Genomic DNA, 12,341 nt, shown 5'->3' with positions numbered 1-12,341 from the left:
ATAATAAAGCCCAAGTCTTTAGACTTGGGCTTTTTAAATATGAAAAATTAAGAGCTAAATAATATCTGTCCGCTGCTATCCAGGGCCATGATAATTTTCATAGGATCATAATCACCAAAACTTTTATTCCAAGATATTATAGATGCTAGAAGTAATGTTTTGTTGTTAAATTTTTGCATTATTTTTTCACCCTTTTTTAATATAAGAAACACTTTCACCTTATACACCTCCTCAAAATAATTGTGGTAATAACTCCTTAATAGAGTATACCACCTATATGGATAGAAAAAAATTAAAACTTCATTAAAAGTTTTATAAATTTATAATCTGTAAATTAAAAAAAATTAATATTTGTAGACGCTTTATTAGACGTAAAAGATGTAAAAAAGTTTAAAAAAAGTTACTTATTTATATATTTTGAATTATTAATAAAAAAATGTTTGACAAGGAGAGAAAATTAAGGATATAATCAATTATAAAATTGAATAGAAACTTCGGGGCAGGGTTTGATTCCCTACCGGCGGTAAAAGTCCGCGAGCGTAAGCTGAACTAGTGAAATTCTAGTACCGACAGTATAGTCTGGATGATAGAAGTTATTTAATAAAATTTTAATTTATGGTTTAAAACATTTTTTTCTTTATGGTATATTCTGAAACAGAACTATATGGAAGTGTTTTTTTAGAAAACTATAAATTAAAAAAATTATTAGAAGTCTAAAGCCTCAAGTAAAACTTGAGGCTTTTTTTTTATAAAAAATAAAATATATGGGGGAAAAAAATCATGAGAACATTTGAAGGAAATTTTAACGGAGAAAATATCAGAGTAGGAATAGTATGCGGGAGATTCAATGAATTTATTACTTCTAAATTATTAGGAGGAGCTAAAGATGCTCTAGTTAGACATGGTGTAAATGATGAAAATATAGATACAGCATGGGTTCCAGGAGTGTTTGAAATGCCATTGATAGCTAAAAAAATGGTAGAAACTAAAAAATATGACGCAGTAATAGCTCTAGGAGCAGTAATAAAAGGATCAACTCCTCATTTTGATTATGTATGTGCAGAAGTATCTAAAGGGATAGCAACTGTATCTATGGATTCAGGAATCCCTGTGATCTTTGGAGTTTTAACAACTAATACAATTGAGCAGGCTATAGAAAGAGCAGGAACTAAAGCAGGAAATAAAGGTTTTGATGCAGGAGTATCAGCTATTGAGATGGTAAACTTAATTCAAACAATAGGATAAAATTTTAGAAATATACTTAAAAAATAAGATTAAAACATAAAGAGCACTAAGGAAAGGAGTTAATTATGGTGAATTTAGATGAAAAATATATGGAGTTAGCCCTGGAGCTGGCAGCCTTGGGAGAGGGAGATGTAAATCCAAACCCTATGGTAGGATCAGTAGTTGTAAAAGCCGGAAAAATAATCGGTAGAGGCTACCATAAAAAATATGGCGGTCCCCACGCAGAAGTTTTTGCATTGGAAGATGCAGGAAAAGGAGCAGAGGGAGCTACAATATATGTAACTTTGGAACCGTGTTCCCATTATGGGAAGACTCCTCCCTGTGCTGAAAAAATAATTAAGATGGGAATCAAACGATGTGTAATTGCGACTCTAGATCCCAACCCCCTGGTAGCAGGAAAAGGTGTTAAACTTTTAGAAGAGGCTGGGATAGAGGTAAAAATTAATGTTTTAGAAGAAAAAGCCTTAAAACAAAATGTTGTTTTCTTCAGATATATAGAAAAAAAGACCCCTTATTTATTTTTAAAGTGTGCCATCACCCTGGATGGAAAGATAGCCACTAAAAGCGGAGATTCCAAATGGATCTCCAATGAAATGTCGAGAACAAGGGTACAGGAATTAAGACATAAATATATGGGAATAATGGTAGGGGTAAACACACTCTTAGGAGATAACCCCAGGCTCAATGCAAGGATAGAGGGGGGGAATAATCCCCATAGAATAGTTGTGGATCCTGGATTAAAAACTCCGGAGGACTATAATTTTATCCAGAATAACAGAGATGATAAATCTATAATAGTTACCTCTAAAGGGAATATCCAGAGTGAAAAACATCTGAAATTTGAAAAAAAATATAATGTGAAATTTATATTTTTAGATGGTAATCGATTTTTAATGACAGAGATATTAAAAGAAATAGGAAAATTAGGGATAGATTCAATCCTTTTAGAAGGTGGGAATTCCATGATATCCATGGCTTTTAAAGAGAAGGCTTTGGATGGAGGAGAGATATTTATTGCTCCAAAAATCATAGGAGATAATAACGCCATACCATTTATAAGTGGGTTTAAGATAGGAACGATGAAAGAAAGTATAGAATTAAAAGATGTAAAGTTTAAAGTCTATAGAGATAATGTAGCAATAGAATTTAATTTATAAGGAGTAAAATTATGTTTACAGGATTAGTAGAGGAGATGGGGGAAGTAATCGGTCTGGAAACGGGAGATCTTTCACTTAAAATAACACTGAGGTGTGAAAAAGTAATCGAAGGAGCTAAATTAGGAGACAGTATTGCTACCAATGGAACCTGTCTGACTGCTACTAAGATAGGCAGCGACTATTTCGAGGCTGACATAATGCATGAAAGTGTCAAAAGAACCAATCTGAAAAGATTAAAGGTTGGAGACCGAGTAAATTTAGAAAAATCTATAACTTTGGCCACTCCCCTGGGGGGGCATCTGGTAACAGGCGATGTAGATGGTGAAGGAATGATATCTAATATCTATTCTGATGGAATAGCAAAAATCTATGTGGTAAAGGTAGAGCCGCGACTTATGAAATATGTTGTTGAAAAGGGAAGGATTACCCTGGATGGAGCTAGTCTGACTGTAGTAGATTTTGGAGATGATTTCTTGAGTGTATCTTTGATTCCTCATACCCAGGAGATGATAACTTTAGGAAGTAAAAGTATAGGAGATTACCTCAATGTAGAGACCGATCTCATCGGAAAATATGTAGAGAGAATGATGAACTTTAAAGAAAAAGCAGATGTCGAAAAAAAAAGCAGCATCACAGAAGGTTTTTTAGCTGAAAATGGATTCTATTAAAACTTAGTCATCGTTAAATATCAGTCTTCATCGACAATAATTTTTATTTGTTGTGAAAAATAAATTTTGAAATCAATAAAAGAGTTGTATTAAAAAATTTTGAAAAAGGGAGAATAACTATGTTAGATAATATAAAAGATGCAATTGAAGATATAAAACAGGGAAAGATGATAATAGTAGTAGATGATGAAGATAGAGAAAATGAAGGGGATATAGTAATGGCAGCAGATATGGTATCCTATGATGCTATTAATTTTATGGCTACTCATGCTAGAGGACTTACTTGTATTCCAATGGATAGAGTAAGAGCCAAGGAATTAAAGTTAGATCAAATGGTAGGAAATAATACCGATCCCCATGGAACAGCTTTTACAGTATCTGTGGATTCAAAAGATACTACTACAGGAATATCTATTAGAGACAGGGTACAGACTATAAAAGATCTGGCTGACAGAAATAAAGGTGCTGATGACTTTAACAGACCGGGACACTTATTTCCCCTTGTAGCAAAAGATGGAGGCGTTTTGATCAGAAATGGTCATACTGAAGCATCTGTAGATTTTGCACGTTTAGCGGGGTTAAAACCAATGGGTGTAATCTGTGAAATTTTAAAAGACGACGGTACCATGGCAAGATTAGATGACTTAAAAATATTTGCTAAAAAGCATAATTTAAAACTTGTAAGTATAGAAGATCTTATAAAATACAGAAAAGAAAATGATGTTTTAGTCAACGAAGTGGCAGTAGCTAAGATGCCTACACAGTGGGGAGAATTTAACCTTCATGCCTATGAAAACTGCCTGGATGATAAAGAACATATCGCCTTAGTAAAAGGAGATGTAAAGGGTAAGGAAGAGGTATTGGTAAGGATACATTCTGAATGTTTTACAGGAGATGTATTGGGTTCTCGTAGATGTGACTGTGGTTCCCAACTACATAAGGCTATGAAAACTATAGATGAAAAAGAAGAGGGAGTTATCCTGTATCTTCGTCAGGAAGGAAGAGGAATAGGGCTTTATAACAAGATGAAAGCCTATAATCTGCAGGACCAGGGATTAGACACTGTGGAAGCCAATGAAAAACTTGGATTTGAAGCAGATCTAAGGGATTATGTATTGGGATCTCAGATATTAAAAGACTTAGGAGTAAAGTCGGTTAAACTTATGACAAATAACCCTAAGAAGATAGAAGGATTAAAATCTTATGGGATAGATGTTGTAGAGAGAGAAAATATTGAAATTAGACCTAATGAAGAGAATAAAAGATATTTAAAAACTAAGAAAGAAAAATTAGATCATATGCTGGAAGAGGTATAAAAATCAGGTTTAACTGAGAGATAAAGAAGAAAAGACAGATATTAAAAAATATCTGTCTTTTTCTTCTTTATATATTTTTTGTTTTTTCCAAATATCTTCTAGAGGCTATCTTTATAAAGTTATTTTTGATTCCTACTGCCAGAAGATCTCCTGCAACCTTATTATTTGTATGATCCAGATGATTTTTCAACAAATTTTCTAGGATTTCCACATCATTTTCGTTGAGATCAAAGCACTCTACCATATCCATATTTATATTGGATTCTAAAAAGTTTTCTTTCAGCAGATAGGCTATTCCTCCACTCATTCCTGCTCCAAAGTTATTTCCTGTATTTCCTAGGATAACAACAAGTCCTCCAGTCATATATTCACAGCCATGATTTCCTATACCTTCTACCACAGCAGAAGCTCCAGAATTTCTTACTGCAAATCGTTCTCCAGCACTACCATTTAAGTATAATTCTCCCCCTGTAGCACCATATAATACTGTATTTCCAGCGATACACCCCATACTAGACGGGTAATCTGCCTCTTGGGGTTTTTTGATTATAATAGTTCCTCCAGAGAGACCCTTAGCGACATAGTCATTTCCATAACCTTCCAAGGTTATCTTCTGTCCCTCTACGGCAAAGGCTCCAAAACTCTGTCCAGAATATCCTCTGAGCTCTATATTTAAATCTGTTTTTTCATTATTGTGGAAAGCCTCTAACTGAGATTTTCCGGCTACTGTAGTCCCAAAAGATCTATTTGTATTATCAATTATTCCGTGATATTTCAAATATCCATGATTTGAAATTTGACATATCATTTTATTTAAAGGATCTACTATATTTATATTTCCACAGTATTCTTTTTGACTTCTGACCTCTCTGAAGATAGGATCAAAATTTAACTTAGATCTCTTATACCCAATACCTAAATCAGAAGATAAAAGAGAAGATCTTCCAATTATTTCTTCTATACTTTTAGCTCCTATAGATGCAAGGAGTTCCCTTACTTCAGATGCTATAAATTTTAAATATGTAAGGATATCTTCTGGTGACCCGGTGAATTTTTCTCTTAATTCCTCTCTTTGGGTTGTTATTCCTACAGGACATGAATTGGTATGGCATCTTCTACAGAAGATACAGCCTTCAGCCACAAGAAGTCCGCTTCCAAAGGCATATTCATCTGCTCCCAGAAGAGCTGCTACAACAATGTCGTACCCTGTTTTTATTCCACCATCTACCTGAAGTTTAACCAGATCTCTCAGCTCATTTTCACATAAAACCTTGTGGGTATCTGAAAGACCAAGTTCCCATGGGGTAGCTGTAAATTTCATAGATGAGGACACTGCTGCTCCTGTTCCACCGTCAAATCCTGATATAACTACCTTATCGGCTCCTGCCTTGACTGTCCCACTGGCTATTATTCCAACACCTTTTTCACTGGCCAATTTTACACTTACCTTGGCATTTGTATTTAAATTTTTCAGGTCAAATATCAGCTGAGCCAAATCTTCTATGGAGTAGATATCATGGTGGGGAGGAGGAGATATAAGATCTGTTCCCGGAACTGTATTTCTTACTTTTCCAATGGAATCACTTACCTTATGTCCAGGAAGATGTCCCCCTTCTCCAGGCTTTGCTCCCTGAGCCATCTTTATTTGAAGTTCTTTGGCATGGATCAGATAATTAGCTGTTACACCAAATCGCCCACTGGCAATCTGTTTTACCTGGGAGATCCTGTTATCCTTCAATCTTTCTGTATCTTCTCCGCCTTCACCTGAATTTGACATAGATCCGATGGAATTAAAGGCTATAGCTATAGTTTCATGAGCTTCCTTGGAGAGAGCTCCAAAAGACATAGCACCTGCCACAAATCTTTTTAATATACTTTCCTCAGATTCCACCTGGGACAATGGAATAGGGTTTTTATTCAGGATAAAATAATCCCTCAAAGTTCCCTTTATCTTATGAAAATCATGGGAATATTCCTTATATTTTGTGTAGTCATTTGAATAGATCGCTTCCTGAAGGTTTTTTACCATATCATATGAATTTTTATGGGATAATCCATTTTTTATAGATACAAACTCTCCGATACTTTTCTTATGGGAATATCCAGCCTCTTCTCTAAAAATAACTTCTCTTTGGATCTCTTCTATGTCTAGTCCGTCAAGGTCTGAAGATGTATTTCCCATATATTTATTGCAGAATTCACGGGATAATCCGATACTTTCAAAAATTTTGGCTCCTCTGTAGGATGCGATGGAAGAAATTCCCATCTTAGACATTATCTTCTGTATACCGCTATCTACTGCTTTTAAATATTTAACCGTATCGAGCTTTTTAACTGCAAGATATTCCAATACAAGGTATGGATTGACAAGATCCGCTCCATATCCGATAAGAAGGGCATAATGAGTAATCTCACGAATTTCACCACTCTCTGCAGCCAGGCCGATTTTCCCTCTTAATCCTTTTTTTATAAGGGCATGATGCACTGCAGAGACAGCAAGTAATATAGGGATAGATCTTTGGGTATTTCTATCGGTAAGGATGATATTTTTATTTAACTCTGCATTTGATATAGCTGTTTCTATGATATCTTCTAAAGATTTTTTTATATTTTCTTGAAATTCTGTTGAAATTACAGCTGAATTTTGTTGTTTTAACTCCTTTATATGTTTATTTTCTACTATGGGAGAGGTAAATTGGTATATAATTCCCCTGTCTTCAGTGGGATCCAAAAGATTTTTTCTTCCTCCAAAATTAGAAGTAATAGAAAATATTGATTTTTCCCTTATGGAATCAGTAGGTGGGTTGGTTACCTGGGCGAATTTCTGCTTGAAATAATCAAAGAACAATCTGGGATTTTTATCATCCAGTACAGCCAGAGGGACATCGTAATTTGTAGATGCCACAACTTCTTTTCCCTCATTGGCCAGATGTTCTATAGACATATCTATATCTTCCTTGGTATATGAATATCTCTCTAAAAGATCTTCTACTTCTTCTATTTTTAGATCAGCTTTTACTTCCCCTACTCTACTATATTTTTTTAGATTTTTTATCTCTTCATTGTAATCTGTCCCACTGACAATTTTTTCTATTATCTCATCCCTGGTGAGTAATTTTTTTTCTATAAGATCTAAATGCAGAAATTCCCCTGCACTTAACTTTCCGCTATAGGCAATCTTTGAAAATTCTGTGTCCAATACTCCCATTTCAGAAGAGATAATAAGTTTGTTATCCTTAGTTATGGTATATCTCATAGGTCTCAGACCATTTCTATCTAAAGATGCAAAGATCTCATCTCCATTAGATGTAATAAGTCCGGCAGGGCCGTCCCAAGGTTCCATTACTAGGGATTTAGCTTCATAATATTCTTTTAAATTTTTTTCTAAATTATTATTTTTTTCCCACGCCTGAGGAACCAGAGTTGTAACTATCTCAGGAAGTTTTTTTCCGGTATACATCATAAATTCTACTACACTGTCGAGATTGGCACTGTCTGAATTTTCAGGACTGGTAAGGGGAAATATTTGTTCTATTTGATTTTTTGAGTATTCTTTGGAATAAGTATCATTTTTTCTGGCTTCTATCCAGGCTGTATTACCATTTATTGTGTTGATCTCTCCATTATGTTCTAGAGTTCTAAATGGCTGTGCCAGATCCCATGAAGGGAGTGTATTTGTACTGAACCTCTGATGAATCATAACATAGGCTGATTTAAAACTTTCTTCAGAAAGATCTACATAAAATTCATTGAATTGTTTGGGGGTAATAAGCCCCTTATAAACTACTGTTTTATTGGAAAATGAAGCAAAATAAAAATCTTTTTTTAATATTCCTTCAGCAGAAATTCTTTTTTCTATACTTCTCCTCAGATTATATGCAGAAAAATTATTTTTATTTTGAGGGATCTCTATAAAATATTGATATATATATGGAAGAGATTTTTTTGCACTGGTTCCAAGGATCTCCTTCTTTACAGGAACTTCTCTTTCACCTGCCATAATACCTTCGGCTAAAGAAACCTCCTCTAGAATTATATCTATACAAATTTTTCTTAAGAGTTTATCTTTAGGCAGAAATGTCATAGCTACATGGTAATCTCCATCTATACCGACTTTTTCTTTAAAAAAGTCCTTTGGAACCTGAACTAAAAGACCGGCACCATCTCCGCTGCCGTCTCTTAGGGTTCCTCCACGATGCTCTAACCTATTCAATATTTTTATACCCTCTCTGACTATCTGGTGCTGAGGGACATTGTTTATATCTGCTACTACTCCTATTCCACAATTTGAATGTTCTTTCATAAATTCCTCCTTGATTTCAAGTTTCTACCTATATTTATAGTATAATAATATTATATTTATATAATTTGCATATATATACTGAATACTTCATTCATTAATGATATATTCTTTAAATGATAATGTCAATTATTATTTTATGAATACAAAATATTAAATTTTTATTCAGGAATTATTTTTTTAATTTATCTTCTAAAAATGTAAAGATAACAGTAACAAAGACTGTGGAGATGATCCCAACCCCAGTATCTATTATTCTGTGAAAAGCATAAAAGGAACTGGAAATTCCTCCTAAATTGATAGAGATAGCTAAAAATACTATTCCTGCCATATTTGAGGGGGCTTTTAAAAAATTAGAACAGATAAAAACTACCAGAAAAACACCTAAGGCATAGATATAGTTTGAGTGGGGAAGGCAGTGGTAAAAAAATAAACCCATAAGGGCTCCTATAATTGTTCCATAAAGTCTTTTTATTCCCAATTGAATAACTTTTTTATGGCAGGACTGGGACACTACCACTGCTGCAATACAAGCATAAAATAAAGAGTTAATGTGGAGGAGAGTTCCTATAGACAGGGCAGTTAATATGGAAATTCCTGTAATCAGTGACAGTTTTAAATTTTCTAGCATGTGATTCTCCTTTTTTAGAAAACGGTATCATGTTTACTGTAAATAATTTTCTATAAATAAATTTTATCATAATCAAGAAAACTTTGTTTGAAATAGAGGAGAAAACTGTGAAAAAAATATCGCTGCGACAATTTTGAAAATAGACAATATTGCAAAATAAAAACATTTTGTTGACAACTCAAAAGAATAATCGTATAAACATGTTGAAGCTAAAAAGGGGGACCATCAAAAATGAATTTAATGAACAATGAAGATCAATCAATTTATAGAATAAAAGATTTGAAAAAAAGCTACAGGAAAAAAGAAGTATTGAAAAATATAAATCTAGAAATAAAAAGGGGAGAGATTATAACTGTTATCGGAAAAAATGGAGCTGGGAAATCAACACTGTTAAAAACAATGATGGGGCTTATAAGTTATGATTCAGGAAGTATAAAGTTTAACAATAAAGAGGTTTCATCCTATGGACATAATCTCTACAAAGATTTGGGAGTCATTTTAGAAGGGCAGAATAATTTATATAATTATATTTCCGCAATGGATAACTTATATTATTATGGTGGTTTACTAGGTCTAAAAAAAAGTGAGATAAAAGAAAAAGGGGGAAGCCTTTTAAAAGAATTGGATCTTTATGAACATCGAAATAAAAAAGCTGGAGACCTTTCTACTGGAATGAAACAAAAGTTAGGGATTGGAGTAGCTCTATTAGGAACTCCTAAGGTTTTATTTTTAGATGAACCAACTTTAGGTCTGGATCTAATTTCCACTAAGGAATTAATAAAAAAATTGAAAGGATTATCTAAAAATCATAATATTTCAATAATCTTAACTTCCCATGAAGTATCTACTGTAGATGAGGTTTCAGACAGGATAGCTTATTTAAATAATGGAGAGATAGAGTTTTGTGCTCATATTGATGAATTCAAAAAGAAATTTGCAAAATCTAAAAAAGTAATCAGTGTGAAAGGTGCCTTAAAAGATGAAAAGGAGTTTATATCTTTAAAACAAAGTTATTTAAATGAGATTACTAAGATCTATATAGATGAAAAGAGTGATTCCAATGAAATTTTAACTGACCTTATAAAGCATAAATATGAAATACTGGATTTTTCTTTAACACAAAATGAACTTGAGAATGCAATTATAAACTTGAGTAAAGGAGAAAGCAAATGAGAATATTTTTAACTGAGTGCAAAAGGTGTACTTTAGAAATAAAGGCATACAGTGCCGGATATATCAGTGAGATGCTGATGACAGCAATTATATTTTTTGGACTTATGCAGGGATTAGGAGATCATTCAAAAAGTTATTATCTGACTTTTATTTATTGGTATTTAGCCAGCGGGATAATATCAAATGGATCTGTTTCTACATCTCAAGAGAAACAGACAGGAACTCTTCAACAGCTGCTTTTAAAGCCAGTCTCTTTTTTGAAAATAGTAACTTATCGGAATATTTTTTGGCTGGGCTTTGCACTACTTCAAATACTTTTTGTTATTTTACTAGGAACTTTGACTATTGATCTTAAGCTTTACTTTGATATAAAAATTTTATTGATAGGCTTTTCTCTCTTTATAGCTCTTCAAGGTCTTGGTTATATAATTACAAGTATGACAATAAAAACAGCAAAGATAGGAAACTTTGTATCTATTATTTCTTATATGCTTCTTTTCACCAGCGGTGGAGTTGTTCCTGAATCAAGCCTTCCTAAGATCATTCAATGGGTTAATAATTTTCAGCCTTTAGCATTAGCTATAAAAGCAACGAAAAGTATAATTGATTATGATAAAACCCCTGCAGATTTAATTATCAGGTTGATCTTTGTAAGTGTGATCTATTTTATACTGGGATTAGTAATATACAGAAAGATCTATAAAAGTGGTAAAAAATACGGGATAGATAATAACTATTAAAATCCAGATCTGTTTATGAAATCTAAAAAAAATGCAGAAGGAAATTAGCGGGTTATTTGATAAAATTATCTATCACAGTTATCATTTTTTTTGGAGTGAAAATAATTTTTATAAACATAGATATGAGGAGAGCTATATGAAAATAGGAAATTTTACAAGACAAAATAATCTTACTAAGGATACGATCAGACATTATATAGACCTTGGAATTCTTAATCCTAAAAAAATTAATAATCAATATAATTTTACAGAAAATGATCAAAATACATTAAATCAGCTTTTACATTTAAAATCTTTGAATTTTACTTTAAGTGAGATTAAAAGTATTCTTTTAACCAAAAGATTAGGAAATCTCGATTTAAAAACCAGCTCTTATTTGTATAAAAAATACTATCTTCAAAAAAGTAAAGAGGTAAAAGAAGAGATTAAGCATTTAAGAAAAATTGATAAAGGACTTGAAAAGGAAATCGAAAGCTTACTGTTACATGAGGAAAATTCTAAAATAAAGATAGGGATCCCTTTAAACTGTCTTCATCTGTTACAATGTCCTGTTTGTCAATCCAATCTCGAAATTTATAAGGGGAATATAGAGGATAATCAGATTTTAGAAGGAATTCTTAAATGTCATTGTGAAAAAGAATATATAATTACAGATGGGATTCTTATTATCTCACAGACTCCTTTTGAGAGTCGTTGTGATTATCCTAAAGATTTTTTATTAAACTATATTGATAATACCGAGGAGGAGCTGTTAGATAATATTTATAAAAACTCCCAGTGGTTTTCCAATATAATTCCCAATAATTTTTTAAGAAACAAGGTTCTATTGGAGGTAGGAAGCGGTATAGGTTTTTTTCTGAATAATATTTATGATAACCTCAGTGAAGATACTACCTATATTTCTGTAGATTTAAATTTGGATTCACAAGTTTTTCTAAAAAAAAGATTTGAAGGTAAAGGGGTTAAGAAAAATATTATTTTTATCTGTTCAGATGTTGAAGAGATACCAATAAAGATGAATAGTATTGATATTCTCATAGATTATCTAACCAGCTGTAAATGTCAATCAAGAATTGACCCATGTGGCAGTTAATTTTTGACCCACCTAAGG

10 protein-coding genes and 1 riboswitch are annotated in these 12,341 nt (G+C 32.7%); of the genes, 7 read left to right on the top strand and 3 right to left on the bottom strand.

Annotation, left to right across the window (positions count from 1 at the left end; translation table 11 throughout):
- Positions 1-47: 47 nt before the first annotated feature.
- The gene (locus tag NRK67_00395) at positions 48-218 is read right to left on the bottom strand and encodes a hypothetical protein (GenBank protein ID UUV17333.1); all 171 of its coding nucleotides are present in this window, start codon (positions 216-218) and stop codon (positions 48-50) included.
- A 268-nt stretch (positions 219-486) separates the two neighbouring features.
- Positions 487-599: riboswitch (FMN riboswitch) on the top strand.
- 181 nt (positions 600-780) lie between these two features.
- Between NRK67_00395 and ribE the strand changes: the two genes are divergently transcribed.
- The 4 genes from ribE (at position 781) to NRK67_00375 (ending at position 4,386) form a co-directional block, all read left to right on the top strand.
- Positions 781-1,245: a 6,7-dimethyl-8-ribityllumazine synthase gene (gene ribE, locus NRK67_00390; protein ID UUV17332.1), complete on the top strand. Its 465-nt coding sequence runs from the start codon at positions 781-783 to the stop codon at positions 1,243-1,245.
- Positions 1,246-1,307: 62 nt separating this feature from the next.
- Complete coding sequence (gene ribD / locus NRK67_00385; GenBank protein UUV17769.1) at positions 1,308-2,402, top strand: bifunctional diaminohydroxyphosphoribosylaminopyrimidine deaminase/5-amino-6-(5-phosphoribosylamino)uracil reductase RibD; 1,095 nt, start codon at positions 1,308-1,310, stop codon at positions 2,400-2,402.
- An 11-nt stretch (positions 2,403-2,413) separates the two neighbouring features.
- Positions 2,414-3,070, top strand: coding sequence for a riboflavin synthase (locus NRK67_00380; protein UUV17331.1), 657 nt, complete (start codon positions 2,414-2,416; stop codon positions 3,068-3,070).
- Positions 3,071-3,189: 119 nt separating this feature from the next.
- Positions 3,190-4,386 (top strand): bifunctional 3,4-dihydroxy-2-butanone-4-phosphate synthase/GTP cyclohydrolase II, encoded by a 1,197-nt coding sequence (locus NRK67_00375; protein UUV17330.1) that lies wholly within the window; start codon positions 3,190-3,192, stop codon positions 4,384-4,386.
- 67 nt (positions 4,387-4,453) lie between these two features.
- On the opposite strand, the gene gltB is transcribed toward NRK67_00375, so the two are convergent.
- Positions 4,454-8,689 carry a glutamate synthase large subunit gene (gene gltB / locus NRK67_00370; GenBank protein ID UUV17329.1) on the bottom strand — a complete coding sequence of 1,412 codons (4,236 nt, stop codon included), beginning with the start codon at positions 8,687-8,689 and terminating at the stop codon, positions 4,454-4,456.
- Positions 8,690-8,858: 169 nt separating this feature from the next.
- Entirely contained in the window at positions 8,859-9,317 is a 459-nt protein-coding gene (locus NRK67_00365) for an FUSC family protein (GenBank protein ID UUV17328.1), read from the bottom strand.
- Between the two features lie 231 nt (positions 9,318-9,548).
- Here NRK67_00365 and NRK67_00360 point away from each other — a divergent pair, with 231 nt between their 5' ends.
- The 3 genes from NRK67_00360 to NRK67_00350 all read left to right on the top strand — a co-directional run bounded on the left by NRK67_00360 (position 9,549) and on the right by NRK67_00350 (position 12,323).
- Entirely contained in the window at positions 9,549-10,490 is a 942-nt protein-coding gene (locus NRK67_00360; GenBank protein ID UUV17327.1) for an ABC transporter ATP-binding protein, read from the top strand.
- Entirely contained in the window at positions 10,487-11,230 is a 744-nt protein-coding gene (locus NRK67_00355; protein UUV17326.1) for an ABC transporter permease, read from the top strand. Before NRK67_00360 ends, NRK67_00355 begins: the two co-directional genes overlap by 4 nt.
- Before the next feature lie 136 nt (positions 11,231-11,366).
- Positions 11,367-12,323: a MerR family transcriptional regulator gene (locus NRK67_00350; GenBank protein ID UUV17325.1), complete on the top strand. Its 957-nt coding sequence runs from the start codon at positions 11,367-11,369 to the stop codon at positions 12,321-12,323.
- The last annotated feature ends 18 nt before the right edge of the window (positions 12,324-12,341 follow it).

It is taken from the genome of Fusobacteria bacterium ZRK30, assembly GCA_024628785.1.
Taxonomy (GTDB): domain Bacteria; phylum Fusobacteriota; class Fusobacteriia; order Fusobacteriales; family Fusobacteriaceae; genus Psychrilyobacter.
This window is presented reverse-complemented; position numbering and strand designations above follow the sequence as displayed.

Bases quoted from the DNA above. Each gene is read 5' to 3' on its own strand.
- ribE (UUV17332.1), top strand. From the start codon at position 781: ATGAGAACATTTGAAGGAAATTTTAACGGAGAAAATATCAGAGTAGGA.
- NRK67_00380 (UUV17331.1), top strand. From the start codon at position 2,414: ATGTTTACAGGATTAGTAGAGGAGATGGGGGAAGTAATCGGTCTGGAA.
- NRK67_00375 (UUV17330.1), top strand. From the start codon at position 3,190: ATGTTAGATAATATAAAAGATGCAATTGAAGATATAAAACAGGGAAAG.
- gltB (UUV17329.1), bottom strand. From the start codon at position 8,689: ATGAAAGAACATTCAAATTGTGGAATAGGAGTAGTAGCAGATATAAAC.
- NRK67_00365 (UUV17328.1), bottom strand. From the start codon at position 9,317: ATGCTAGAAAATTTAAAACTGTCACTGATTACAGGAATTTCCATATTA.
- NRK67_00360 (UUV17327.1), top strand. From the start codon at position 9,549: ATGAATTTAATGAACAATGAAGATCAATCAATTTATAGAATAAAAGAT.
- NRK67_00355 (UUV17326.1), top strand. From the start codon at position 10,487: ATGAGAATATTTTTAACTGAGTGCAAAAGGTGTACTTTAGAAATAAAG.
- NRK67_00350 (UUV17325.1), top strand. From the start codon at position 11,367: ATGAAAATAGGAAATTTTACAAGACAAAATAATCTTACTAAGGATACG.